The sequence below is a fragment of the Paraburkholderia tropica genome, from assembly GCF_900109265.1.
GTDB lineage: Bacteria > Pseudomonadota > Gammaproteobacteria > Burkholderiales > Burkholderiaceae > Paraburkholderia > Paraburkholderia tropica.
On sequence record NZ_FNZM01000014.1, the window covers coordinates 88,440 to 112,907 of the forward strand.

Annotated in this window: 22 protein-coding genes; 11 read left to right on the plus strand and 11 right to left on the minus strand. The window is 64.6% G+C overall.

Features of this window, described 5'->3' with window-relative positions:
* The first annotated feature begins 11 nt into the window (after positions 1 to 11).
* A complete protein-coding gene (locus BMY06_RS23645; protein ID WP_074985657.1) occupies positions 12 to 1,523 on the plus strand; it encodes an indolepyruvate oxidoreductase subunit beta family protein in 1,512 nt (503 codons plus the stop codon).
* A gap of 42 nt (positions 1,524 to 1,565) precedes the next feature.
* Positions 1,566 to 2,000 carry an acyl-CoA thioesterase gene (locus BMY06_RS23650; RefSeq protein WP_074985659.1) on the plus strand — a complete coding sequence of 145 codons (435 nt, stop codon included), beginning with the start codon at positions 1,566 to 1,568 and terminating at the stop codon, positions 1,998 to 2,000.
* An 18-nt stretch (positions 2,001 to 2,018) separates the two neighbouring features.
* On the opposite strand, the gene BMY06_RS23655 is transcribed toward BMY06_RS23650, so the two are convergent.
* Complete coding sequence (locus tag BMY06_RS23655) at positions 2,019 to 2,468, minus strand: MarR family winged helix-turn-helix transcriptional regulator (RefSeq protein WP_074985661.1); 450 nt, start codon at positions 2,466 to 2,468, stop codon at positions 2,019 to 2,021.
* Positions 2,469 to 2,733: 265 nt separating this feature from the next.
* Here BMY06_RS23655 and BMY06_RS23660 point away from each other — a divergent pair, with 265 nt between their 5' ends.
* A complete protein-coding gene (locus tag BMY06_RS23660) occupies positions 2,734 to 3,513 on the plus strand; it encodes a cyclase family protein (protein ID WP_065065718.1) in 780 nt (259 codons plus the stop codon).
* 151 nt (positions 3,514 to 3,664) lie between these two features.
* Complete coding sequence (locus BMY06_RS23665; protein ID WP_065065719.1) at positions 3,665 to 4,351, plus strand: CBS domain-containing protein; 687 nt, start codon at positions 3,665 to 3,667, stop codon at positions 4,349 to 4,351.
* 105 nt (positions 4,352 to 4,456) lie between these two features.
* Here the strand turns inward: BMY06_RS23665 and surE are convergent, their stop codons facing one another.
* A complete protein-coding gene (gene surE / locus BMY06_RS23670) occupies positions 4,457 to 5,245 on the minus strand; it encodes a 5'/3'-nucleotidase SurE (protein ID WP_074985662.1) in 789 nt (262 codons plus the stop codon).
* 174 nt (positions 5,246 to 5,419) lie between these two features.
* On the opposite strand from surE, the gene ydiK reads away from it, so the two are divergent.
* From ydiK to BMY06_RS23685, 3 genes are all read left to right on the plus strand, one after another.
* The gene (ydiK, locus tag BMY06_RS23675) at positions 5,420 to 6,481 is read left to right on the plus strand and encodes an AI-2E family transporter YdiK (protein WP_074985664.1); all 1,062 of its coding nucleotides are present in this window, start codon (positions 5,420 to 5,422) and stop codon (positions 6,479 to 6,481) included.
* 292 nt (positions 6,482 to 6,773) lie between these two features.
* On the plus strand, positions 6,774 to 9,437 hold the full coding sequence (locus BMY06_RS23680) for an ATP-dependent Clp protease ATP-binding subunit (RefSeq protein WP_074985665.1): 2,664 nt from the start codon (positions 6,774 to 6,776) through the stop codon (positions 9,435 to 9,437).
* A 334-nt stretch (positions 9,438 to 9,771) separates the two neighbouring features.
* Complete coding sequence (locus BMY06_RS23685) at positions 9,772 to 10,815, plus strand: alpha/beta fold hydrolase (RefSeq protein WP_065065723.1); 1,044 nt, start codon at positions 9,772 to 9,774, stop codon at positions 10,813 to 10,815.
* Positions 10,816 to 10,967: 152 nt separating this feature from the next.
* On the opposite strand, the gene BMY06_RS23690 is transcribed toward BMY06_RS23685, so the two are convergent.
* Positions 10,968 to 11,531, minus strand: coding sequence for a thioredoxin family protein (locus BMY06_RS23690; protein WP_065065724.1), 564 nt, complete (start codon positions 11,529 to 11,531; stop codon positions 10,968 to 10,970).
* A gap of 366 nt (positions 11,532 to 11,897) precedes the next feature.
* Here BMY06_RS23690 and BMY06_RS23695 point away from each other — a divergent pair, with 366 nt between their 5' ends.
* Positions 11,898 to 12,716 carry a cytochrome c biogenesis CcdA family protein gene (locus BMY06_RS23695; protein WP_080180440.1) on the plus strand — a complete coding sequence of 273 codons (819 nt, stop codon included), beginning with the start codon at positions 11,898 to 11,900 and terminating at the stop codon, positions 12,714 to 12,716.
* A gap of 63 nt (positions 12,717 to 12,779) precedes the next feature.
* The gene (locus BMY06_RS23700) at positions 12,780 to 13,067 is read left to right on the plus strand and encodes a hypothetical protein (RefSeq protein ID WP_065065725.1); all 288 of its coding nucleotides are present in this window, start codon (positions 12,780 to 12,782) and stop codon (positions 13,065 to 13,067) included.
* A gap of 31 nt (positions 13,068 to 13,098) precedes the next feature.
* On the opposite strand, the gene BMY06_RS23705 is transcribed toward BMY06_RS23700, so the two are convergent.
* Positions 13,099 to 13,554 carry a DUF1269 domain-containing protein gene (locus BMY06_RS23705; RefSeq protein ID WP_065065726.1) on the minus strand — a complete coding sequence of 152 codons (456 nt, stop codon included), beginning with the start codon at positions 13,552 to 13,554 and terminating at the stop codon, positions 13,099 to 13,101.
* Positions 13,555 to 13,746: 192 nt separating this feature from the next.
* Here BMY06_RS23705 and BMY06_RS23710 point away from each other — a divergent pair, with 192 nt between their 5' ends.
* Complete coding sequence (locus tag BMY06_RS23710; protein WP_065065727.1) at positions 13,747 to 14,145, plus strand: FKBP-type peptidyl-prolyl cis-trans isomerase; 399 nt, start codon at positions 13,747 to 13,749, stop codon at positions 14,143 to 14,145.
* A 602-nt stretch (positions 14,146 to 14,747) separates the two neighbouring features.
* On the opposite strand, the gene BMY06_RS23720 is transcribed toward BMY06_RS23710, so the two are convergent.
* The 7 genes from BMY06_RS23720 to BMY06_RS23750 all read right to left on the minus strand — a co-directional run bounded on the left by BMY06_RS23720 (position 14,748) and on the right by BMY06_RS23750 (position 22,725).
* Positions 14,748 to 16,385 carry an AMP-binding protein gene (locus BMY06_RS23720; RefSeq protein WP_074985668.1) on the minus strand — a complete coding sequence of 546 codons (1,638 nt, stop codon included), beginning with the start codon at positions 16,383 to 16,385 and terminating at the stop codon, positions 14,748 to 14,750.
* Positions 16,386 to 16,475: 90 nt separating this feature from the next.
* Complete coding sequence (locus BMY06_RS23725) at positions 16,476 to 16,892, minus strand: RidA family protein (RefSeq protein WP_074985670.1); 417 nt, start codon at positions 16,890 to 16,892, stop codon at positions 16,476 to 16,478.
* A gap of 35 nt (positions 16,893 to 16,927) precedes the next feature.
* Complete coding sequence (locus tag BMY06_RS23730) at positions 16,928 to 18,127, minus strand: acyl-CoA dehydrogenase family protein (RefSeq protein WP_074985671.1); 1,200 nt, start codon at positions 18,125 to 18,127, stop codon at positions 16,928 to 16,930.
* 3 nt (positions 18,128 to 18,130) lie between these two features.
* Entirely contained in the window at positions 18,131 to 18,988 is an 858-nt protein-coding gene (locus BMY06_RS23735) for an enoyl-CoA hydratase family protein (RefSeq protein ID WP_074985673.1), read from the minus strand.
* A 43-nt stretch (positions 18,989 to 19,031) separates the two neighbouring features.
* On the minus strand, positions 19,032 to 19,577 hold the full coding sequence (locus BMY06_RS23740) for a MarR family winged helix-turn-helix transcriptional regulator (RefSeq protein ID WP_074985674.1): 546 nt from the start codon (positions 19,575 to 19,577) through the stop codon (positions 19,032 to 19,034).
* Positions 19,574 to 20,356, minus strand: a complete 783-nt coding sequence (locus tag BMY06_RS23745; protein ID WP_065065733.1) for an SDR family NAD(P)-dependent oxidoreductase — start codon at positions 20,354 to 20,356, stop codon at positions 19,574 to 19,576. Before BMY06_RS23745 ends, BMY06_RS23740 begins: the two co-directional genes overlap by 4 nt.
* Positions 20,353 to 22,725, minus strand: a complete 2,373-nt coding sequence (locus BMY06_RS23750) for a bifunctional salicylyl-CoA 5-hydroxylase/oxidoreductase (RefSeq protein ID WP_074985676.1) — start codon at positions 22,723 to 22,725, stop codon at positions 20,353 to 20,355. Before BMY06_RS23750 ends, BMY06_RS23745 begins: the two co-directional genes overlap by 4 nt.
* Before the next feature lie 552 nt (positions 22,726 to 23,277).
* Here BMY06_RS23750 and opgC point away from each other — a divergent pair.
* Complete coding sequence (gene opgC / locus BMY06_RS23755; RefSeq protein ID WP_065065735.1) at positions 23,278 to 24,369, plus strand: OpgC domain-containing protein; 1,092 nt, start codon at positions 23,278 to 23,280, stop codon at positions 24,367 to 24,369.
* Positions 24,370 to 24,468: the final 99 nt, after the last annotated feature.

Consider the following 24,468-nt stretch of genomic DNA (forward strand, 5'->3'; position numbering starts at 1 on the left):
AGGGCGAAACCATGACGACAACCCAACCGATCAAGATTGCGATTCTGGCCATGGGCGGCGAGGGCGGCGGCGTGCTGGCCGACTGGATCGTCGATCTCGGCGAGCACAACGGCTACTACGCGCAGACCACTTCGGTGCCCGGCGTCGCGCAGCGCACCGGCGCGACCATTTACTACGTCGAGCTGTTCGCCCGCGAGGCGCACGAGCCGCGCACGCCGGTGCTGGCGCTCATGCCGCTGCCCGGCGACGTCGACGTGGTGCTCGCCTCCGAGCTGATGGAAGCGGGCCGCGCCGTGCAGCGCGGACTCGTGACGGCGGAGCGCACGACGCTCGTGGCGTCGACGCATCGCGTGTATTCGATAGCCGAGAAAACCGCGCTGGGCGATGGCCGCGTCGACGACAGCGCGCTCGTCGCGCACGCGCATCAGGCCGCGAAACGCTTCGTGCGCTTCGACATGGCGCAGGCCGCCGAGGCGAGCGGCAGCGTGATCAGCGCGGTATTGTTCGGCGCGCTTGCGGGCACGGGCGTGCTGCCGTTCAGCCGCGCGCAGTTCGAGGCCACCATCGAGCGCGGCGGCGTGGGCGTGAAGCCGAGCTTGCGCGCGTTTGAACTAGGCTTCTCGCGTGCCGATGTCGATACCGACACCGACGCCTCATCGCCAACGCAAACGGAACAGCCAGAGCAGGCTCAAACGCCCGCGCCGCGCGATCCCGCCGTCGCGAGACTGATCGAACGCGTACGCACGGATTTGCCCGCTCACGCGCAGCCGTTCGCGATCGAAGGCGTGCGTCGCCTGATCGACTATCAGGACCCCGATTACGCCGCGTCCTATCTCGATCGTCTGATCCAATTGCGCGCCGCGCTGCCCGACACCGACCGCGCCTTGCTGCGCGAAACGGCACGCCATCTCGCGCTCTGGATGTCGTACGAAGATACGATTCGCGTCGCCGATCTGAAAACGCGCGGCTCGCGTTTCGAGCGCGTGCGCGGCGAAGTGCGCGCGCAGGCCGATCAACTGCTCGCCATCAACGAGTTCATGCATCCGCGCATCGAGGAAATCTGCGAGACGCTGCCTGCCGGTCTCGGGCGCTGGCTCGCGAAACCGCATGGCGTGCATCGGCTCGTGAAGCGCTTCGCGGCGTCGGGGCGCGTCGTGCGCACGAGTTCGCTGCGCGGCTACCTGCTACTCTATGCGGTCGCGCGTTTGCGCGGCCTGCGCCGCCGCACGTTGCGCTACGAACTGGAGCACGCGCGCATCGACGGCTGGCTTGCGCAGATCGTCGAGTCGGCGCGCCACAATCCGGCGCTGGCGACCGAAGTCGCGCAATGCCAGCGTCTCGTGAAGGGTTACAGCGACACGCATGCGCGCGGGCTGGCGAATTTCCAGACCGTGATGGCGGCGGTCGCGCGCGCGGGGCAGCGGCTCGCGCCGGCCACGCTGCGCGAGTTGCGCGACGCCGCGCTCGCCGACGAGCACGGCCACAAGCTGCGCGCGGCGCTCGCGAGACACGCGCTCGCCTGATTCGTACGCGGCGCGCGGCAAGACATCGAGATCGAGATTGACATGAAAGCGCCCACCTTCAGCCGTCCGCACAAGATTCATTTTTCCGAATGCGATCCCGCGGGCATCGTGTTTTATCCGCAGTATTTCGTGCTGTTCAACGATCTGATCGAGGCGTGGATCGACGACCTGCTGCCCGAGGGTTATCACGGCGTGATCGGCGCGCGGCGCATCGGCATGCCGACCGTGCGGCTCGAAGTCGATTTCAAGGCGATCAGCAAGATGGGCGACCGCGTGACGCTGTCGCTCGATGTGCAGCGGCTCGGCAATGCGTCGCTGGTGCTCGCGTGGGCCTGCACGGGCGCGGACGGCGTGGTGCGCATGAGCGCGCTGCAAACCCTGGTGACGACCTCGCTCGACACGCACAAGGCCATTCCGATGCCCGACGATTTGCGCGGCGCCATCGAGCTGGCCATGGCGCGCGCGCATACCGGCTGAGCGCTGCCGCTTCGAGGTTCAGGCCGGCGGCCGATGCAGTTCGATCAAGAGCCGCAGCGTGGCCTTCAGTTCTTCGGCCTTGTCCTTGCCGAGCGGTTCGAGCACCTGATCCTCGTGCAGTTTGGCCTGCACCATCAGTTCCGATACGAGCTTCTGCCCGCGCGGCGTGATGCGCACGTTCGTTACGCGCCGGTCGGCTTCGCTCGGAATCCGCTTGACGTAGCCCTGCGCCTCCATGCGGTCGAGCAGGCGTGTCACGGTGGGCTGCTTCGTCACCGAAATCTGCGCGAGCCGTCCGATGCTGATGGGCTTGCCGTCCGAGAGCGTGGAGAGCACGCGCCAGTCCGATACCTCGAATCCCGCCGCCTGCACGATCACGTGGAATTCGCCCGAGATCAGCTGGCTGACCTGGGCGAGCAGCGCGGGCGTGTAGCTGTCGACGAAGCTGGGGGCGATGGGCTGGCTCATACGGGTCTGGACGGGCGGGTGGCGAATCGGTGGAAACGTGGTGGAAACGGCCGGGACGGCCGGAACGCAAACATACCACGACGCTTGTGCGGCCCCTTGTCGGCGAAAGGAAAAAGGGGTTAACCATGATTTTGAATTGATTTATACCTAAAGATAATTTTGGCGTCTTAGGATGAATTCGCCGTGCGGGCGGATGACGGTCGAGGAGCGGCAAAACAGCGGTAGAACAAGCGGACAAGCAGTTCAGAACCGAAAGGAGCGCAAGATGACGAGCAGTCTGCAGCAACTGACCACCGATCTCGCGAGCGGCCGTGTGCGCATCGTGGACCTGACGCAAACGCTGTCGCCCGAGTTTCCGGCGCTGCAGTTGCCGCCGCAGTTCGGCCAGGTGTGGGCGTTCAGGATGGAGACGATCAGCCAGTACGACGAGCAGGGTCCGGGCTGGTACTGGAACAACTTTTCCTGCGGCGAGCACACCGGCACGCACTTCGACGCGCCCGTGCACTGGATCTCCGGCAAGGACCACGCGCAGAACTCCGTCGATACGATCGACGTGAAGAATTTCGTGGCGCCCGCGGTCGTCGTCGATGCGAGCGCCGAGATCGCGGCGGATCCGGACTGGCTGCTGACCGTCGAGTTTCTGGAGGCGTGGGAAGCGCGGCACGGCCGTATTCCCGCCGGCGCGTGGGTGCTGCTGCGCTCGGACTGGTCGAAGCGCACCGATCCCGCCGAATTCCTCAATCTGCGCGAGGACGGCGCGCATACGCCCGGCCCGACCCAGGCGGCCGTCGAGTGGCTGATCCACGAACGCCAGGTGCATGGCTTCGGCGTGGAAACCATCAATACCGATGCGGGCCAGGCCTATGCGTGGCCGGTGCCGTATCCGTGTCACACGCTCATGCACGGCTCGAATCGCTACGGCCTGCAATGCCTGAAAAATCTCGATCAACTGCCGCCGACGGGCGCGGTCATCGTTTCCGCGCCGCTGAAGATCCAGGCCGGTTCGGGCAGCCCGTTGCGCGTGCTGGCGATGGTGCAGGACTGAAACCGGCGCGCCTGAGACGCATTGCGGCAGGACATTTCATCGCATGAATCAGCGTCCGGTGTACGAATTGATGTAAATCAATGTCAGTGGGTCGGACGCCAGTACGCTTTGACTATCGACCACGATTTCACGAGCGAACAGGAGAAAAACCATGCGTGCAATGGACGTCATGACCCCGAACGTCGTTACCGTCAGTCCCGAAACGAGCGTGCGCGACGCAGCGAAGCTGCTGCTGGACCGGCGCATCAGCGGTGCGCCGGTGCTCGATGCGCAGGGGCAGCTCGTGGGCATCATCAGCGAGGGCGATTTGCTGCGGCGCATCGAGATCGGCACCGACAGCACGCGCCGCAAGCGCTGGCTCGACTTCTTCGCGACCAACGCCGACGCGGACGCCTACGTGAAGTCGCACGCGCGCCGCGTCGAAGACGTGATGACGACCGAGATCGTCAGCGTGAACGAGGAAGATTCGCTCACGCACATCGCGGCGCTGATGGAGCGGCGCGGCGTGAAGCGCGTGCCGGTGCTGCGCGACGGCAAGCTCGTGGGCATCGTGAGCCGTGCGAATCTGTTGCAGGCGCTGGCGAGCAGCGCCGAGGAGCCGCAGCCGGTGTCGCCGAGCGATCGCGAGATCCGCGAGCGTCTGGTGGAGGAACTCGAAGGGCGGCCGTGGGCGTTCGCGGGCCGTAACGTCGTCGTGCGCGAGGGCGTGGTGCATCTGTGGGGCACTTTCAATTCCGCCGACGCCGTGCGTGCGGTGCGCGTGGCCGCCGAAGGCATTCCCGGCGTGCGCGCCGTGGAGGATCACACCGAACCGTATCCGATCATGCCGGGCATCTGAGATCCGGAATCTGGCGCGGCCGACCGGAACCGACCGGAACCGGCGCGCTTCGCACGTAAAAAGGCCGGCGCAACGCCGGCCTTTTTCATCGAATCGACGATTGCGTCATGCGCCGGCCGCAAGCGCGTTTTCCAGCGTGGCGAAGGTCCGCGCGGCGGTGCGGTCGAAATGCAGCGGCGTGACCGACACGCGTCCCGAGCCGACGACGGCCGTTTCCGTATCCGGGCCGTTTTCGCGCGGACCGCGATGAAAGCGCAGCCAGTGATAGTCGATGCCGCGCGGATCGGTCAGCGGCACCACGTCGATGCCTTGCACGAGGCCCACGCCCTGACGCGTGACGGTCAGCGGTCCCGCCGCGCTGGCGTCCACATCGGGGAAATTCACGTTCAGGCACACGGGCGCGTCGTGCGCGATCGCGGCGAGACGGCGGATCACGTCCGGCGCGAGCGCGCGTGCCGTGTCCCAGCGCACGTGCTCGCGGTCGCGGAAGGTCTGGCTGAGCGCGATCGACGGCAGGCCGAGCAACAGGCCCGTCATGGCCGCGCCGACGGTGCCCGAGAACATCGTCTCCACGCCGAGGTTGGCGCCGCGGTTGATGCCGGAGAGCACCAGCGTGGGCGTGACGTCGCCCATCAACTGGCGCACGGCCATCACCACGCAGTCGCCGGGCGTGCCGAGCACGCCGAAGCGGCGCTCGCCGCGGCGGCTCACGCGCAGCGGCGAATGCAGGCTGATCGAATGCGAGGTGCCGCTCTGGTCGTGTTCGGGCGCGACGACCCAGACTTCGTTGGCCAGTTCGTGCGCGACTTCTTCGAGCACGGCGAGGCCGGGCGCGTCGATGCCGTCGTCATTGGTCAGGAGCACGCAGGGCAGTTTCGGTGCGGATACGGACATGGTGGTTAGCGCTTCCAGTGAGGGGGCGGGGGAAGGTCATTATCGGATAAAGGGCCATTTCGCGACGGGAGCCCTCGCATCCGGGATAGACTAGCGCGTCGGCGTGCGCGCCGAATCCCGATGATCCGAAGCCCCTGACGACGCGCGCGGCGTGGCCGCAGCGAGGAGAACCCCGTGAAGCCGCAAGACCCGCCGGATATTGCTCGCGTGCTGTTTGTCGTCGCGATCCTCTGCGCGTTGACGGTCGGCAGCCTCTACGTCATGCGCCCGTTCCTGCCCGGGCTGATCTGGGCGACCACCATCGTCGTCGCCACCTGGCCCGCCATGCTCGCCGTCGAGCGGCGCTGCCGGCGGCGCTGGCTCGCCACGCTCTGCATGCTGCTGATTCTGCTGGTGGTGATCGTGCTGCCGCTCTACGAAGCGATCTCCACGCTCGCCGCGCACGGCGCCGAGATCATGGACCTGATCCGCAAGCTGCCGGATTACGCACTGCCGCCGCCGCCCGGCTGGGTGCACGACCTGCCGATGATCGGCGCGCGCGTGGCCGACAAATGGCAGTCGTTCTCCGACGCCGGTCCCGGCGGCCTGCTCGCGCAGCTCGAACCTTACGCGTCGATTGCGGCGCACTGGTTGATCGGCCATGCGGCTTCGGTGGGCGTGTTCGTGATCCACATGTTCATCACGGTGATCATCACCGGCCTGCTCTACATGCAGGGCGAGAAGGCCGCCGCCTATGTCGTGCGCTTCGCGGCGCGCGTCGCGCCCAGCCACGGCGCGCAAGCCGTCAAGCTCGCGGGCGCGTCGATTCGCGCGGTCGCGCTCGGCATCGTCGTCACGGCGGTGCTGCAATCGGCGCTCGGCGGCATTGGCCTCGCCGTGGCGGGCGTGCCGGGCGCGGGCGTGCTCACCGCCGTGTTGCTGATGCTCTGTCTCGCGCAGATCGGCCCGGCCCTGCCGCTGCTCGGCGGCGTGATCTGGCTGTTCATGCACGACGCGAACGTTGCGGCGATCCTGCTCGCGATCTGGTCGGTGATGGTGGCGATGCTCGACAACTTCGTGCGCCCCGTGCTGATCCGGCGCGGCGTGAATCTCTCGATGCTGCTGATCCTCGCCGGCGTGCTGGGCGGCCTGTTCGCGTTCGGCATCGTCGGCCTGTTTATCGGGCCGGTCATTCTTGCGGTGTCGTCCACCTTGCTGACGGCCTGGATCGACAAGACGCCGACCTCCAGCGCCTGACCCGTGTCGGCAACGGCTGCGCGCGGATCGAGACGCTATTCGTCTGAATGCCGCGCCCGGCCGCCGGTGCGACAGCCTGGCAACGCGCCGCACGATTCGACGCTAGGATGACGGCTGGACTTCGCTTTGGCTCTTGCGTTTTGCGCGTCTTCGACCGCCGGGGCGTCGCTGCCCGAGTGGCGTCATTCGCGTTCACGCGCGTTTTCTTGCGCCCGATAATCCGCACACGTCGTCCCGCCGTTCGTGGACGCGCGCGTGGCTTCGCGCGGCGCACCGCTATCGAGGAGGGGAAATGGCTCAGTTCAACTGCGACATTTGCGGCGTGCGTCCTGCGACCGTGCGGGTGGCCGTGTTGCAGGACGGCAGGCGGCGTTATCTCGACGTCTGCGATTATCACTACGCGCAGCTTACGCGCCATCAGCGCACGGTGAGTCCGCTCGAATCGCTGTTCCGCGGCGCGCAGCAGGCCGCGGGCGATCCTGCGGCTCAACCCGCGCCGCAGACCATGGAAGCCGGCGACGGCGCGATCGTCGAGCGCTATTTCAGCGACACGGCGCGCGAATTGCTGCAACGCGCGGCCGAACGCGCGGTGCAGTTCGGCCGCCGCGAAGTCGACACGGAACATTTGCTGTACGAACTTGCGGGCAACGATGCGGGCGCGGCCATGCTCAAGCGCCTCGGCATCGAGCCCGACGACGTGCGCGCCTTCATCGACGCCAACGCGCAAAAGCGCGAAGCGGGCGCAGCGCACGACGAAGCGCGCATGGCCGTGTCGCCGCGACTCAAGGGCGCGCTCGACCGCGCCTTCCTGGTCTCGCGCGAACTCGGTCACAGCTACGTCGCGCCCGAGCATTTGCTGTTCGGTCTCACGCAGGTGCCGGACAGTTTCGCGGGTCATCTGCTGGGCCGCTACGGCGTGACGCCGCAAAAGGTGCTGCAACGGCTCGTCGAGGCGCAAGGCGACAAGCGCGAGCAGCCCGCCGCGAAGGCGCCGAGCCCCACGCCGCAACTCGATCAATACAGCCGCGATCTCACCGCGCTCGCGAGCGAGGGCAAACTCGATCCCGTGATCGGCCGGTCGAGCGAAATCGAAACCGTGGTGGAAGTGCTCGCGCGCCGCCGCAAGAACAATCCGGTGCTGATCGGCGAGCCGGGCGTGGGCAAAACGGCCATCGCCGAAGGGCTCGCGCAGCGCATGCTGAGCGGCGACGTGCCCGAGTCGCTGCGCGGCAGACGGCTCGTCGAACTGAATGTGAACGGCCTGATCGCGGGCGCGAAATATCGCGGCGAATTCGAGGAGCGCGTGAAGGGCGTGATGGAGGAAATCAACGCGCAGCGCGAGACGCTCGTGCTGTTCATCGACGAAGTGCACATGATCGTGGGCGCGGGGCAAGGCGGCAACGAAGGCGGCCTCGATATCGCAAACGTCTTCAAGCCCGCGATGGCGCGCGGCGAGCTGAACCTGATCGGCGCGACCACGCTCGCGGAATACCAGAAATACATCGAGAAAGACGCCGCGCTCGAACGGCGCTTTCAGCCCGTGTTCGTCGCCGAGCCGAGCGTCGATCAGACCATCAATATTCTGCGCGGGCTGCGGGATAAACTCGAAGTCCATCATCATGTGACCATTCGCGACGATGCGCTCGTGTCTGCCGCCGAATTGTCCGACCGCTATGTCACGGGCCGTTTTCTGCCCGACAAGGCCATCGACCTGATCGACCAGGCGGCGGCGCGCGTGCATCTTTCGGCGACCTCGCGGCCCGCCGCGATTCTCGAACTCGAATCCGAACTCGCGCAGCTCAAACGCGAGCAGGACTACGCGGCCACGCGCAAGAATTTCGAGCGCGCGCATGCGCTCGACGACCCCATCGCCGAGAAGGAAAAGTCACTCGCCGACGCCACGAGCGACTGGAAAGGCCAGCTCGGTTCGGTCACATCCGACGTGACGACGGAGCAGGTGGCCGAGATCGTGTCGAAGCTCACCGGCGTGCCCGTCACGCAGCTCACGGCGGAGGAGCGCACGCGGCTGCTCGAAATGGAGCAGCGTCTGCACGAGCGCGTGATCGGTCAGAATCAGGCGATTGTCGCGGTCAGCGATGCCGTGCGCCGCTCGCGCGCCGGCTTGCGTCGCGGCCGACGCCCGACCGCCGTGTTCCTGTTTCTCGGCCCGACCGGCGTGGGCAAGACCGAACTGGCGAAGGCGCTGGCCGAAGTGGTGTTCGGCGACGAGGACGCCATCGTGCGCATCGACATGAGCGAGTACATGGAGCGTCACGCGGTGTCGCGACTGATCGGCTCGCCGCCGGGTTACGTGGGTTACGACGAGGGCGGCCAGTTGACCGAGCGCGTGCGCCGCCGACCGTACTGCGTGATTCTGCTCGACGAGATCGAGAAGGCGCATCCGGACGTTTATAACGTGCTGCTGCAGGTATTCGACGACGGTCGCCTCACCGACGGCAAGGGCCGCGTGGTCGATTTCAGCAACACGGTGGTGATCGCGACGAGCAATCTCGGCTCCGACGTGGTCTCGGGCCAGAAGCGTTCGGGTCCGGGCTTTCTCGCGAGCGCCGATGCGTCGATGCAGAGCGCCGTGCTGGGCGAGTTGCGCCAGCATTTCCGCCCGGAGTTTCTGAACCGCATCGACGACATCATCGTTTTTCAGCCGCTCTCCGACGATGAACTGCGTTCGATCGTGCGCCTGCAACTCGAACAGGTGCAGCGTATGGCGCGCAGTCAGGATATCGATCTCAGCTTCGACGAGAGCGTGGTGGATTTCCTTGCCGCCGAGGGTTATCGGCCCGAGTACGGCGCGCGCGAGCTGAAACGCCAGATCCAGCAGGCCATTGAGAACGAGCTTGCCAAGGAAATGCTCAAGGGCGAGGTGAAGGAGGGCGCGAAGGTCGTGTGCCGTTACGATACGGCGCAACGCCGCGTCGAATTCACGGCGCAGTCCTGAGCATCGTGTGACGGGCCGATGACGCGTCTGGCCTGGCTGGACGCGTCATCGGCCCGAAGTTTTCCCGGTTTCCGTTCGGAAACTTTTGTACGGCGGCGACCCGGCCGCGTCGTGCCCGCACCACGCTTTCGCGCCAAATTGATTTTTTTTGTGTACGTCTTCCGAACAGACACATTGGGATACAAAGCGCGCGCGCGATTCCGCTATAAATCCTCTGAAGCGTTTTTCTGCCGCCGCGCCTGCGATCGTTCGATCCGCATATGACGGCGAATTCGAGCAACCGCGCCGATTCCGGCGCGGGCCTTTTCAGAAGACAACCAGGAGAAGTGGGCTCATGTCCGATCCCGTCAATGTCCGCCGCCGCCGTATTCTCGGTACAACGCTCGCGAGCTTCAGCCTCGCGGATCTGGGGCTGAGCAGCCTCGCGCACGCGCAATCGTCGAACGAGACGGCGGGCAACTCGCGCACCGGCAGCGGCGCGTCGTTCGGGCCGATCAAGCAGATCGACGCGGGCGTGCTCAACGTCGGCTATGCGGAAGCCGGTCCGAAGAACGGCACGCCGGTGCTGTTGCTGCACGGCTGGCCCTACGACATCCACAGCTACGTGGAAGTGGCGCCGATGCTTGCCGCAGCGGGTTATCGCGTGATCGTGCCGTATTTGCGCGGTTACGGCTCGACGCGTTTTCTCTCGGCGGATACGCCGCGCAACGGGCAGCAGGCGGTGACCGCCGTGGACATCATCGCACTGATGGATGCGCTCAAGATCGATCAGGCCGTGCTCGGCGGCTACGACTGGGGCGCGCGTACGGCCGATACGATCGCCGCGCTGTGGCCCGAGCGCGTGAAGGGGCTGGTTTCCGTGAGCGGTTATCTGATCGGTAGCCAGGCGGCGAACAAGAATCCGCTGCCGCCGAAAGCGGAACTGCAATGGTGGTATCAGTTTTATTTCACGACCGAGCGCGGCGAACTGGGTTACGCGCAGAATCGCGACGCGTTCAACAAACTGATCTGGCAACTTGCCTCGCCGAAATGGAATTTCGATGACGCGACTTACGCGCGCTCGGCTGCTTCGTTCCAGAATCCCGATCACGTGGCGGTGGTGATTCATAACTATCGCTGGCGTCTCGGTCTGGTGCAGGGCGAAGCGCGTCTCGACGGCCTCGAACAGCGTCTGGCCGCCGCGCCGACCATTTCGGTGCCGACGATCACGATGGAAGGCGATGCGAATGGCGCGCCGCATCCGCCGCCCGAAGCGTATGCGAAGAAGTTCACCGGCAAGTATCTGCATCGCAATTTGACGGGCGGTATTGGGCACAATCTGCCGCAGGAAGCGCCCAAGGAATTCGCCGAAGCGATTCTGCAGGTCACGCATTTGTGATTCGGGTGATCTCGGGTTGAAGAAGCGCGCTTAACGGCGCGCTTTTTTGTGCCTTCCATAAAAAATGGCGTGCTTTTCGGCACGCCATTTTTTTATTTGCCGAATCGCTTTCCGATTCGGCAATTTCCAGTCGATTCAGACGATTCCGTCGATTAGCCGCGCTTGGCGTCAAGGCCGAGCAGCGTGCGAATCTGATGCTCGGTATCGTCGTAATTGCCTTCGCCGAAGTGGGTATACACGAGCTTGCCGTTCTGATCGATCAGGTACAGCGCGGGCCAGTATTGATTGCCGTACGCGTTCCACGTTGCATAGCGATTGTCCTGCGCGACAGGATATTGAATACCGTATTGCCCGATCGCCTTCTTCAGATTTGCGGTATTGCGTTCGAACGAATATTCAGGCGTATGCACGCCGACGACCACGAGGCCCTTGTCGTGGTATTTCGCGTACCAGTCCTTCACGTGCGGAATCGTATGCGCGCAGTTGATGCAGTCGAAGGTCCAGAACTCGACGAGTACCGGCTTGCCGCGCAATTGCTTGAGATCGAGCGGGGCGCTGTTGAGCCACGTGTCGATGCCGGTGAAATCGGGCGCGGGCGCGCCGGTCTTGATCGCGGACGGTTCGACGCCCGAATCCTGCGCGGATGCAAAAGCGGCGAACGCCGCGGTGGCGACGAGTCCGGCCGCGACGGCGGCGATCTTGAGTCGGTTGAGCATGGCGAGTTCTCCTTTTGGTGAGGGTTCGGACGTATTGGAACGCGCCGACGTATCTGGCGCGTGTCTCGCCGTGGTCTTGCGTGAATCGCCATGTATCGCCGCGAGGCGCGTACACATTGGCATACAAAAACAGGCGTTGCACCACGCGGCCTTGCTGCGTGCGATGCGTTATCTGTATCGGTCTGTATCCCCGGCTGCACGCGATACATGCCGATTCGATACAGCCTTCGTCCGACATTTGCCCGATACACGCAGGCGTTTGAATACGGGTCATGCAACTGGCGCTGCGTGCGCCGCTGAATTTTCCCGGTATGCGAGCCGGTCCGCGCATATCCGTTCAAACGTACGATATTGGGAGTCCGAATTATGTTGCTCGTCGTCGTCGCTTTCATCGGCGGGGCATTCACTGTCCTGAGCCCATGCATTTTGCCGGTCGTGCCGTTCGTGTTCGCGCGCTCCGATCGTCCGTTCCTGACCGATCGTTTGCCGCTGCTGCTCGGTCTCGCGGGGACGTTCGCGCTGCTCACGGGACTCGGCGCGGCTGGCCTGAACGGCGCGGCGCAATTGAGCGAATATGGCCGCTGGTTCGCGCTGGCGCTGTTTGGCGTGTTCGGTGCGGCCTTGTTGCTGCCCGCGCTCGCTACGCGGTTGACGCGCCCGCTTACCACGCTCGCCGACCGCTTCATGGCGCATTCGCAGAGCGATGGCGCGCTCGGGCAGATCGGTTCGTCGCTGTTGCTGGGCGCGGCGACCGGCTTGCTCTGGGCGCCGTGCGCGGGCCCGATCCTCGGCCTGATTCTCACGGGCGCGGCGCGCCATGGCGTGACCTGGCAGACGTGGGGCGCACTCGCCGCTTATGCGATCGGCGCGGCTTGCTCGTTGGCGATCGCCGCGAGTCTCGGCCGACGGGCGATGGATGCACTCAAGCGCTCGCTCGGTCTGGGCGAATGGCTGCGCCGCGCGATGGGCGCGCTCGTGCTGGTGACCGTGGCGGCGATCGCGCTGGGCGTGGATACGCGTGTGCTTGCGTTGTTGCCCGGCGCGCCCACTACCGGCCTGGAAAGCCGCCTGACCGCATCGATTACATCGGCTTCGCGGGGAGCGCGGGCGGCGCAGCAGAATGTTCAGTCAGATGTTCAGTCGAATGCGCAGTCGAATCCGCAGTCGAATGCGAGGCCCGGTTGAGCCGCATGCAGTTCGCACCGCGTTCTATGCTATCGAGGCAGCCACACGATCCGGAGCGCGACCATGAACGCGGACGAACGCATCGACGGCATCAATCGTGCCGGAAACTACGACGATCTGCATGACGCCATGCAGGGTTTTCTCGACGAGGCCGAAGCACGCTATCCGGCGCTGTCGCAGGCCGGGCGTCTCAAGGCATGCATCGGCGGCAGTGCATTCGCGAGCGCCGTCGACGAACTCAAGCGCTATCAGACGAGCACCGGCGAGACGTATCCGGATGCGCAACGCGTCGTCGAAGCGGCGGCGGCGAAGCATGCGGCGCTCGGCGATGCAAGCACGCCGCCGTCCTGATGACCCAGGACGATAGCGACGTCAGCCCATCTCACCACGCCAATTTCTGGCGAAAGAGGGTGCCGCCGTATCCGCGCACGACTTCGTCGACTTCGGTCGTGGATTCCTCTTTGGCTTCGAGGATGAGCGCCACGCTGCCGGTTTTCAGTTCGGCTTCGATGGTTTGCGTGAGTCGGCTGTCGAGCAGGTTTTCGACGGCGCGGCCGCCGAGCGCCGCGGCCGTGCCGATGGTCACGCCCGCGATCGCGCCCGCGGGACCGCCGAGCAGGCCGATCAATCCGCCGGTGACCGCGCCGACGACCGTGCCCCAGTAGGCGTGCGTGTACTGGTCGAGCACGGTGCAGGTGCCGTCCGCGTGTTTCTGGACCATCACGCCGCTTTCGATCTTCAACCCCACGCCATCCGTTTCGAAGTTCCTGAAGTCGCGCGCCGCGCGCTGCGCGGAGTCCAGATTGTCGAAGGTCGCGACGAGTAGTTCCTGAGCCATGGCGCTGCTCCCTGGCCGATGCGGCGATGCTCTAAAGATAGTCAATGCGCATCGCCGCGCCAGTGGGGAATTCGGGGCGGCAAGCGTCGGCCAGGCGAGGGGTAAGCGCGGTGCAAGCGCGTAGGCGAGCGCCGAAATGAGTGCGCAATGTCAGGTCCGTATAATCGGTGGGTCAACCAACGAGGACATCGCATGAAACTAGTCATTGCTCTGCTTGCCACCGCCGCTGTCGCCACGACCGCGTTCGCTGCCGATAACGTCCAGAAGTTGCCGTCGGGCGTGATCGTCGAACAAATCAAGCAAGGCACCGGCCCGCAGCCGACCGTCAATGACGTCGTGCGCGTGAACTATCGCGGCACGCTTGCGAACGGCACCGAGTTCGACAGTTCGGCCAAGCATGGCGGCGCGGCGACGTTCCCGCTCGGTCGCGTGATTCCGTGCTGGACGCAGGGTCTGCAGACGATGAAGGTCGGCGGCAAGGCCAAGCTGACCTGCCCGGCCGCGACGGCTTATGGCGATCGTGCTGTGGGCCCGATCCCGCCGAACAGCGATCTGACGTTCGAAGTCGAACTGCTCGGTATCCAGCAGTAAGCGGATTCGGAAAGGGCGGGGTGTTCCTCGCCCTGATTTTGTCGATCGGGAGCGCTGCCAGAGCCTCCCGCAACGTTGCCGGTGCCTCGGCTCGGGGCATCGTCGTCGTTCCTCGGGGTCTTGGCGTAAAGGCCAAGGCTGCCGCCTGGATCCGTGTCGAACGCCACGAGATCGCCTGACTCGATCACGCGGCGGCTGCATTCCGGGTGCCCCGGATTGCAGCGTATGCCAGAAGCCAACTGGCGCGCTTCCTCTACTCTGCGCTGCACTTTCTCCGCCAGCGCCTCGCCGACCCTCAAATCGACGCAGGCCGCTCCTCCGGTATCGCCACGTTCCCAATATCACCGTAATCGAGGGCAAAGACACGGGAAAAATGCCGTTCCTCGATCTGATCCAAACATTATATGAATAATGTCAAATAATTTGATGTGAGTAGTTAGATTCATAACGGTTTACGTAGTAATACTCTAAAAATAATCTGATTCCGATCGGAAACCCAGAAAACTCCGCCCCCGCCCGCGTGTTTCCAAACGGAAACACGTAAAAAAGCGACACGCTCACGCGTGCCGCCTCTCGCGATCCAACCGGCCTTCCCAAACGCTTCACATCGTCCGCAACACCGCCCGCTTGAGTTTGCCCGTCTCCGTTCGCGGCAGAGCGTCGATAAACGCAATTAGCCGCGGATATTTGTAGGCCGCCACGGCCGATTTCACGAAGTTCTGCAATTCGGCGACCATCGCTTCGTTGCCGTCGAATCCGGGCTTGAGCACGACGAAGGCCTTCACCACCTGGCCGCGCACGTCGTCGGGCACGCCCGTGACGCCGCATTCCGACACGGCAGGGTGCTGCATCAGCACGGTTTCGACTTCCGGTCCGGCGATGTTGTAGCCGGAGGAAACGATCATGTCGTCGGCGCGCGCCTGGTAGAACACGTAGCCGTCGGCGTCGATGGATACCGCGTCGCCAGGCAGATTCCAGCCGTCGCGCACGAATTTCATCTGGCGTTCGTCGGCGAGATAGCGGCAGCCGGTGGGGCCGCGCACGGCGAGGTTGCCGGTCGTGCCGGGCGGCACCGGTTGCAGTGCGTCGTCGAGCGCCTGCACGACATAGCCAGGCACTGCGCGGCCGATCGAGCCGGGACGCACGTCGCTGCCGGCCGACGAAATGAAAATGTGGATCATCTCCGTGCCGCCGATGCCGTCGATCATCTCGATGCCCGTCGCCTCGCGCCATAAATCGCGCGTGGCCTGCGGCAGCGCCTCACCGGCCGAGACCGTCTGGCGCAGACTGGAAATATCCGCGTCTTTCACGAGCGGCGCCATCTGCCGATAAAACGTGGGCGCGGTGAAAACGATCGTCGCGCGGAATTTTTCGATCGTTTGCAGCAGCAGGGCGGGCGTGAGCTTTTCGATCAGCACCGTCGACGCGCCGACGCGCAACGGAAAGCACAAAATGCCGCCCAGCCCGAACGTGAACGCGAGTGGCGGCGTGCCGCAAAACACGTCGGCGGCGGTGGGCCTGAGGACGTGGCGCGGGAACAGATCGCACATCGCGAGCACGTCGCGATGGAAGTGCATGCAGCCTTTCGGCGTGCCGGTCGTGCCGCTTGTGAAGGCGATCAGGCAGACGTCGTCGCTTGCGGTATCGCACGCGCGGAATTGCGCCGGTTTGGCCGCCGCGAGGGTTTCGAGGCTGTCGGGCGCGTCGTCGTGGAAGTAGCGCACCTGTTCGAGGCCGGCGCAGAAGTATTCGTTGGCCGGATCGGTGTTGCGCGCGAGTTCGTCGGCAAGGCGCACATCGCAGAGCGCCGCGCTGATGTTCGCCTTGTCGATAATCTGCTTCAACTCTTTCGCACGCAGCAGCGGCATGGTGGGCACCACCACGAGCCCGGCCTTGAGCGCGGCGAGCATGGCCACCGCCATTTGCAGCGTATTCGGGCCGCGCAGCAGCACGCGGTTGCCGGGCTGCAGCTTCATGTCGTCGATGAGCACGTGCGCGCTGCGGTCGACCAGCTCACGCAGTTGCGAATAAGTGGTCGCGCGCGGCTGGCCATCGACTTCAGACCAGATCGCCGGGCGCGCGCCGTATCCGCACTCGATTGCGCGGTCCAGCAACTCGGCCGCGCAATTCAGGCGCGCCGGATAGGTGACGTCGGGATTGTCGAGCAGCAGCGCGGGCCATTGCGATTCGGGCGGCAGGTGATCGCGTGCGTAGGTATCGACGTGAGCGGTCGGTTGCATGGTGTCTCCGGCTTCAATCTGAACAGACTGGTGCGCGTTTTATACGGTCTTTTTCTGCGCGCGCTTTGAGTGCGATCGGGTCGCTGCGCGCTATGCGTGGCTCAGACGCGCGTCGTCGGGAATCACGGCGGTGGCTTCGATTTCCACCTTCGCTTCGTCCTCGATCAGCGCGACGACCTGAATCGCGCTCATCGCAATGTCGTAATCGCCGATCAGATCGCGAAACGCCGCACCAATGTCCTTTAGCGATGACAGGTATTCCTGCTTGTCCGTCACATACCACGTCATGCGCACGAGATGCTCGGGCTTGCCGCCCGCGGCTTCGAGCACGGCCACGATATTGCGCAGCGCCTGCACGGCTTGCGCGCCGAATTCGCGGCTCGTGAACTTCGCCTGCTCGTCCCAGCCGATCTGACCGGCGATAAAAACCTGCGTGCCGCGCGCGGCGACGCCGTTCGCATAACCGCGCGGCTTGATCCAGCCTGCGGGAAGAAGGGCTTTTTTCATGGGTTTTTCGCGTTCATTGAGGGGTTCGGTTCGCGTCAGGCCGCATGGTGTTCGGCGTGATACGACTTCAGCAGATCGCGGCCGACGATCAACTGCTGCACTTCGGTCGCGCCTTCGTAAATGCGCAGAGAGCGGATCTCGCGATACAGCGACTCGACCACATTGCCGCTCTGAACGCCCATGCCGCCCCACAGCTGAACGGCCGCGTCGATCACTTGCTGCGCGCCTTCGCTGGCGTGCCATTTCGCCATCGCTGCTTCGCGTGTGACGCTTTCGCCTTGATCGCGCAGCCACGCGGCGCGATAGACGAGCAGGGCGCTGCTGTCGATCGTCAGCGCCATCTGCGCAAGCTTGGCCTGCGTGAGCTGAAAATCGCCGAGCACCTGATTGAACATCGTGCGCGAGGCGGCGCGCGCGAGCCCTTCGGCCATCGCGCGGCGCGCGAAACCCAATGACGCGGCGGCCACCGAGGTGCGGAAAATATCGAGCGTGCGCATGGCGATCTTAAAGCCTTCGCCGGGCGCGCCCAGCAACTGGCTCTTGTTCACGCGCGCATTCGTGAAGCGCAGGCGCGCGAGCGGATGCGGTGCGATCACGTCGATGCGCTCGGCGATTTCCAGGCCCGGCGTATCGGCGTCGACGATCAGCGCGCTGATGCCGCGTGCGCCCGGCGCTTCGCCCGTGCGTGCGAACACTACGTAGAAGTCGGCGATGCCGCCGTTCGAGATCCACGTTTTTTCGCCGTCGAGCACGTAGTGATCGCCTTCGTCGCGCGCGGCCAGCGCCATCGCGGCAACGTCCGAGCCCGCATTGGGCTCGGAGAGCGCGAACGCGGCAATTGCTTCGCCCTTCGCCACGCGCGGCAGATAGCGCGATTTCTGCGCGTCGTTGCCGGCGAGCGAGATGGCGCCCGAGCCGAGGCCCTGCATTGCGAGCGCGAAGTCGGCGAGCCCCGAATGCTTCGCGAGCGTTTCGCGCAGCAGACAGACGGCGCGCGTGTCGATGGTGTCGCCGTGACCGCCGTAAGCGGTGCCGCCCACGCCGTAGCGCAACCAGCCTGCTTCGCCGAGCTGGAGCACGAGCTTGCGGCAGGTGTCGTCGACGTTGTCGTGCGAAACGTGAGCGAGGTGTTCGCGCGCCCACGCTTCCACGCCGGTGGCGAGTGCGCGGTGACGGTCCTCGAAAAACGGCCACGCGAGCGCGTCGTGCAGATGAGTGTCAGCCGGTGCGTTCACTGCTCAATCTCCCTTGAAAACCGGACGCGTTTTTGCCGCGAAGGCGTCGTACGCGCGGCCGAAATCGCGCGTCGCCATGCAGATCGCCTGCGCCTGTGCTTCGGATTCGATCGCTTCGTCGATGCTCATGGTCCATTCCTGATGCAGCATCGTCTTGGTGATGCCGTGCGCGAAGGTCGGGCCGGCGGCGAGATCGGCGGCGAGTTTGCGTGCATCGGCGAGCAGTTCGGCGGGATCGCACAGACGGTTGTAGAAACCCCATGCGTGACCTTCCTCGCCGCTTGCCGAGCGTCCCGTATAGAGCAGTTCGGCGGCGCGTCCCTGACCGATGATGCGCGGCAGGATCGCGCACGCGCCCATATCGCAACCGGCGAGACCGACGCGCGTGAACAGAAAGGCGAGCTTGCTGCGCGCGGTGCCGTAACGCATGTCGGAGGCCATCGCGAGAATCGCGCCCGCGCCCGCACACACGCCATCGACGGCTGCGATGATCGGTTGCGGACAGTGACGCATCGCTTTCACGAGGTCGCCGGTCATGCGCGTGAACATCAGCAATTCGGGCATCGGCAAATCGATCAGCGGCGCGATGATGTCGTGCACGTCTCCGCCCGAGCAGAAGTTCTCACCCGCGCCATGCAGCACGACGGTTTTCACATCGGTCGCGTAGGCGAGTTGGCGGAACAGGTCGCGCAGTTCCGCATACGATTCGAACGTGAGCGGATTCTTGCGCTCCGGGCGATTCAGCGTGATCGTGGCGACGCGGTCCTCGACCGACCAGCCGAAGTGCTTCGCCTCGTAGCCTGCGAGCGTGACGCGGTTGCCCGCGAAGAGCGCGTCGGCGCTCGAACGTTCTGTCGTCAAGGTGTGTCTCCTTCCTGAATCCTGTTTGATTCGCGTCGCGCGTTCAGCCCGGCAAACTGTCGCGCAGATGTTGCTTGAGCTTGCCGAGCCGGTCGTGCATCTTCGACTTTTCGTCGAGCGACAGTCCGCCCAGCATTTCCACGACCCATTGCTCGTGCGCGATTGCCATGCGATCGAACGCGGCGCGTCCTTCGGGCGTGAGACGCACGGCGATCGAGCGGCGGTCGTCCGGATCGGCGTCGCGCACGACGAGGCCTTCTTTTTCGAGCTGATCGGTAATGCCCGTCACGTTGCCGCCCGTCACCATGAGACGGCGCGACAGCTCGGTCATGCGAAGCCCTTCGGGATGACGTTCGAGCTGCGCCATCAAATCGAAACGCGGCAGCGTCGTGTCGAACTCGCTGCGCAGACGGCGGCGCAATTCGGCCTGCACGAGGTTCGTCGTCGTGAGCAGGCGCAGCCACAGGCGCAGGCCCATATGGCTGTCGGTGCCCGTGCTCATCTCCATGTCGACGACATTCTCCGCGGGCTTCGCAACGCCTTTGCGCGGCGTCTTCGCGGCTGCCGTCTTGCGGGCGGGCAGGGTCATGTGATTTCTCCACCAGAAACGGATATCGATTGCCCGGTGATCGCGGACGATCCGGGCGCGCACAGCCACAACACGGCGTTGGCGACTTCGTCCGGCGTGACGAAGCGCTGCTGCGGGTTGTGGCGCACGAGGATGCTACGCGCCTCGGCCTCGCTGCGCGAGGTCTTGCGCGTGATCTGCTCAAGGGAAGCCTGCAAAAGTTCGGTTTCCGTGTAGCCGGGGCACACCGCATTCACAGTCACGCCCTGCGTGGCGACTTCGAGCGCGAGTGCGCGCGTCATGCCGATCACGCCGTGTTTCGAGGCGCAATACGCGGCCACGTACGGATAGCCGACCTGGCCCGCCGTGCTCGCGACGTTCACGATGCGCCCGTGCTTGCGTGCGAGCATCGCGGGCAGCACGGCGCGCGTGCACAGAAACGCGCCCGTGAGATTCACGTCGAGCATGCGTTTCCAGAGCGCAAGATCGGTCTGGGCGAACGGCGCGGCAGTCGCCTGACCTGCATTGTTCACGAGAATGTCGACGTCGCCGAGCGCTTGTGTCGCGCGCGCAAAAGCGTCGTTCACGGCGGCCTCGTCGGCGACATCGACGCTCACGCATGCGATGTGTTCGCCGCCGCCGAGCTTCTCGCGCTGCGTGACGAGCTTCGCCATCTCGCGGCCCATCAGCGTGACGCGCGCGCCCGCTTTCAGCAGGGCGGCAGCGGTCGCGGCGCCGATGCCGCTGCCGCCGCCCGTCACGACCGCGTGGCGTTGATGCAATGCGTCGTGCGTGTTCATACGGTGCCTTCCGCGCGCTGCGCGCGTTCGAGCGGCGACAAACCGGCGGCTGCCGCAGCCGCAGCGCGCTCGCGTTCGATATTGCGTTCGAGCTGATTTTTCGCGGCCGTATATTGATGCGGCCACATCACATCGAAATAACCGATTTTCGCGGCTTCGTTGAGCGTCCACGACGGATTCGCCAGATGCGGGCGCGCCACCGCGCAGAGATCCGCACGGCCCGCCGCGATGATGCCGTTCACGTGATCGGCTTCGGAAATCGCGCCCACGGCGATGGTGGCGATGCCCGCCTCGTTGCGCACGCGGTCCGCGAACGGCGTCTGGAACATGCGGCCGTACACGGGCTTTTCGTCCTTGCTCACCTGGCCGGAGGAGACGTCGATCATGTCGACGCCTGCCGCCTTGAAGGCGCGTGCGATCTCGACGGCGTCGTCGGGCGTGATGCCGCCTTCGACCCAGTCGTGCGCCGAAATACGCACCGAAATCGGCTTGTCCTGCGGCCACACGGCGCGAATCGCGTTGAAGATTTGCAGCGGATAACGCAGACGGTTTTCCAGCGAACCGCCATATTCATCGTCGCGTTGATTCGTGAGCGGCGAGAGAAAACTCGAGAGCAGATAGCCGTGCGCGCAGTGCAGTTCGAGCCAGTCGAAACCGGCTTCGGCGGCCATTTGCGTCGCGCGCACGAATTGCGCTTCGATCTCGCGCAGTTCATCGGCGCTCGCGGCGTGCGACGACTGGCTCACGCCACGCAGATATTGTTGCGGCGACGCCGAAACCAGCGGCCAGTTGCCGTCGTCGAGCGGCTGATCGATGCCTTCCCACGCGACACGCGTCGAGCCTTTCGCACCCGAGTGGCCGATCTGCACGCCGATTTTTGCGTCCGACTGCGCGTGCACGAAATCGACGATGCGTTTCCATGCCGTCCGATGTTCGGGCGCGTACAACCCGGGGCACCCGGGCGTGATACGCGCTTCGGGCGACACGCAGGTCATCTCGGTCATCACGAGCCCCGCGCCGCCCATCGCACGCGCGCCCAGATGCATGAGGTGATAGTCGCCGGCCACGCCATCCTGCGCGGAATATTGCGCCATCGGCGAGACGACGACGCGATTCTTGAGCGTCACGCCGCGTACGCGATAAGGCGTGAACATCGGCGGAACAGGACGCGCGCTGGATGCCGCCTCGGGATTCGCGCGCTGTGCGAGCCACGTTTCGAAGCCGCCCAGATAAGCCGCATCGCGTTCGCGCAGATTCTCGTGCGAAATGCGCTGCGAACGCGTGAGCAGCGAATAGGCGAATTGCTCGGGTTCGAATTTCGCGTAGCGATCGACGTGCTCGAACCATTCGGTGGAATTGCGCGCGGCATTCTGAATGCGCAACACGTCGACGCTTCGCACACTCGTGTAATGCGCGAGCGCGGCGCGCAGATCGTGCGGATGCGCGTCCATGCTGTTGGCGAGTTCGATCGCGTCTTCGAGCGCCAGCTTGGTGCCCGAGCCGATCGAGAAGTGCGCCGTATGCGCGGCGTCGCCCATCAACACGACCGGCGTTTGCTGGCCGTCGCTCGCGCTTTTCCAGTGCACCCATTCGCGGTTCACGACGCGCGGAAAACGAATCCATTGCGAGGAACCACGCAGATGCGATGCATTCGAGCGCAGCGCATGGCCGTCGAGATAGCGCGCGAACAGCTTTTCGCAGAACGCTATGCTGTCTTCCTTGCTCATGTCGTCGAGGCCCGCCGCGCGCCAGACATGCTCTGGCGTTTCGACGATGAACGTGGAGGTGTTGTCGTCGAAGCGATAGGCGTGCGCCTGGAACCAGCCGTGTTCGGTTTCTTCGAAGGCGAACGTGAAGGCGTCGAACAGTTTCGAGGTGCCGAGCCAGACAAAACGGCAGTCGCGCAGATCGATATCGGGCTGATAGGTGGTGGCGTACTTCTGACGCGTGGCGCTGTTCAGGCCGTCGCTCGCGATGATGAGGTCGGCGTTTTGCACGTCGTCGTCGCTCATCTGGGTCTCGAACACGAGCTTCACGCCGAGCTGTTCACAGCGTGCCTGCAAAATATTCAACAGACGCTTGCGGCCGATGCCGCAAAAGCCGTGACCCGACGATCGGATCGAGCGGCCGCGAAAATGGATTTCGATGTCGTCCCAGTGATTGAAGGCGTCGAGAATTTCGGCGGCGCTTTCCGGGTCGGCTGCGCGCAGATTGCCGAGCGTCTGGTCCGAGAACACCACGCCCCAGCCGAAGGTGTCGTACGGGCGGTTGCGTTCGATCACCGTGATCTCGTACTCCGGGTGACGGCGCTTCATCAACAGGCCGAAGTACAGCCCGGCGGGCCCTCCGCCGATACAGGCAATGCGCATGCTAGCTCCCGTGGTCAGTCCTCGAGGTTAATGTAGGTCTAAATAGTTTAGATGTCAAGTAAGTTGATGCGGGCGAGTTCGCTCGCCGCTCGCCGATGCACACCGCATGTTGCGCGCATCAATGCGCATAAAACCGAATATTCGGCGGAACCTCGCGCCCCATCGCGCGTCAACCCCCGGTCATGAGGCGCGCGGTGCACTTCCTTACGGCGGCCTTGCCGTCGACGGGGAGAAACTGCGTGCATGACGGCAGGTGTGCCATGCTGGGTGTCGAGGAAAGATTCGACGCTCGCTGGCACCGAATTCGCATGGTGTAGCGATGAAACGAGCGAGTCTTTACGAAGCGCTTTCGGGCGCCTGGCATTTTCATACGGTTTGCACGCGCCACGTATCAGCGCATAAACAATCAGTCATCCTGATGAAAGGTGATGGCGAAGGAAGCGACTGAAAGCATCGGCGCGCGATCCGCATAGCAAATCGAAGAGACGCAATTTCAATCGCAACAATCGTCACAATCGCCACAACCGCCAGAGACGACGGGAGTATTCATTGATGAGCCAGACAGCGAAGCGATCGATCGAAATCGATTTTTTCAGGGGTTTCGCGCTGATTGCGATTGCACTCGATCACATTCCATCCAGCGTGTTGTCGCACGGCATGCTGCACACGTTCGCGTATTGCGATTCGGCCGAGGTGTTCGTCTTCGTGAGCGGCTACGTGGCGGCGGCAAGCTGGCTCGCGATTGCCGCGCGCAAGGGCACCGAGGCCGCCAATCGCCGCTTTTTGAGGCGCGGGCGCGAGATTTACGCCGCGTATCTGTGCGCCGCCGCGTTGATGCTGCTTTCTGGTGCGGCGGCTGTCGCGCTGCGCGTGGATTCGCCGCTGGTTGCGGAAACGGGCTTCCAGCGTTTCACCGCGCATCCGTTTGCGATGCTCGGCAATATCGCGATCTTTCGCGACCAGCCGTATCTCGCGGGCGTGTTGCCGCTCTACGTGATTCTGGTGCTGATGCTCCCGGTCGTCATGCCGCTGGCGCGCCGCCGGCCCGACCTGGTGTTGCTCGGCAGTTTCGCGACGTGGTTCGCCGGCTGCTGGCTCGTGCGCTATTTGCCGTCGGTGCCGGGTTCGATCTGGTCGTTCAATCCCTTCGCGTGGCAGGCGATGTTCCTGCTCGGACTGCTGTGCCGTCTCTATCCGGTCACTGACGCGTTCCAGATCTCGCGGCTCGGCCGCCTTCTCACCGTGCTCGCGATCACACTCGTGGTCGCATTCGCGGTCGTGCGGCTCTTTATCGAAGTGACGCCGCAGCCGGGCTACATGAAGCAGAATCTCGCGAGCCTGCGCATCGTGAGTTTTGCGGCCGTTGCGTGGCTTGCCGCGCAGGCGGTGCGGCTCGGCTGGATCGAGTGGCTCGCGCAGCGCCTGCCGGGCGTCGTGAGCGTGGGGCAGCAGGGGCTCGTGTGCTTCGTGGGCGGCGCGCTCGTGTCCAATGCGGTCGACACGGTCATTCGCGCGACGCACGTTTCGTCGATCTTGCCCGCGCGTTTCGCGGGTGACGTGGTGGCGATCGGCGCGCTGCTGATGCTTGCGGGCGGCGCGCGTCGTTTGAAGGCGGAATTGCGGCCGCGTGTGGCGCTTACCTGATGCCGGAACGCACAGGCAAAGGTGAGTGTTTGCGGGAGTGATGCTAAACGAGCCGCGCAAAGCGGCTCGTCATCTCGCTGAAACAGCGCGAAATCAACT

Coding starts and splice junctions, on each gene's coding strand:
- BMY06_RS23665 (WP_065065719.1), top strand. CDS start 3,665: ATGCGTGCAATGGACGTCATGACCCCGAACGTCGTTACCGTCAGTCCC.
- surE (WP_074985662.1), bottom strand. CDS start 5,245: ATGTCCGTATCCGCACCGAAACTGCCCTGCGTGCTCCTGACCAATGAC.
- opgC (WP_065065735.1), top strand. CDS start 23,278: ATGAGCCAGACAGCGAAGCGATCGATCGAAATCGATTTTTTCAGGGGT.
- BMY06_RS23725 (WP_074985670.1), bottom strand. CDS start 16,892: ATGAAAAAAGCCCTTCTTCCCGCAGGCTGGATCAAGCCGCGCGGTTAT.
- BMY06_RS23710 (WP_065065727.1), top strand. CDS start 13,747: ATGAAACTAGTCATTGCTCTGCTTGCCACCGCCGCTGTCGCCACGACC.
- BMY06_RS23740 (WP_074985674.1), bottom strand. CDS start 19,577: ATGACCCTGCCCGCCCGCAAGACGGCAGCCGCGAAGACGCCGCGCAAA.
- BMY06_RS23705 (WP_065065726.1), bottom strand. CDS start 13,554: ATGGCTCAGGAACTACTCGTCGCGACCTTCGACAATCTGGACTCCGCG.
- BMY06_RS23660 (WP_065065718.1), top strand. CDS start 2,734: ATGACGAGCAGTCTGCAGCAACTGACCACCGATCTCGCGAGCGGCCGT.
- BMY06_RS23745 (WP_065065733.1), bottom strand. CDS start 20,356: ATGAACACGCACGACGCATTGCATCAACGCCACGCGGTCGTGACGGGC.
- BMY06_RS23650 (WP_074985659.1), top strand. CDS start 1,566: ATGAAAGCGCCCACCTTCAGCCGTCCGCACAAGATTCATTTTTCCGAA.
- BMY06_RS23655 (WP_074985661.1), bottom strand. CDS start 2,468: ATGAGCCAGCCCATCGCCCCCAGCTTCGTCGACAGCTACACGCCCGCG.
- BMY06_RS23690 (WP_065065724.1), bottom strand. CDS start 11,531: ATGCTCAACCGACTCAAGATCGCCGCCGTCGCGGCCGGACTCGTCGCC.
- BMY06_RS23685 (WP_065065723.1), top strand. CDS start 9,772: ATGTCCGATCCCGTCAATGTCCGCCGCCGCCGTATTCTCGGTACAACG.
- BMY06_RS23695 (WP_080180440.1), top strand. CDS start 11,898: ATGTTGCTCGTCGTCGTCGCTTTCATCGGCGGGGCATTCACTGTCCTG.
- BMY06_RS23700 (WP_065065725.1), top strand. CDS start 12,780: ATGAACGCGGACGAACGCATCGACGGCATCAATCGTGCCGGAAACTAC.
- BMY06_RS23720 (WP_074985668.1), bottom strand. CDS start 16,385: ATGCAACCGACCGCTCACGTCGATACCTACGCACGCGATCACCTGCCG.
- BMY06_RS23680 (WP_074985665.1), top strand. CDS start 6,774: ATGGCTCAGTTCAACTGCGACATTTGCGGCGTGCGTCCTGCGACCGTG.
- BMY06_RS23645 (WP_074985657.1), top strand. CDS start 12: ATGACGACAACCCAACCGATCAAGATTGCGATTCTGGCCATGGGCGGC.
- BMY06_RS23750 (WP_074985676.1), bottom strand. CDS start 22,725: ATGCGCATTGCCTGTATCGGCGGAGGGCCCGCCGGGCTGTACTTCGGC.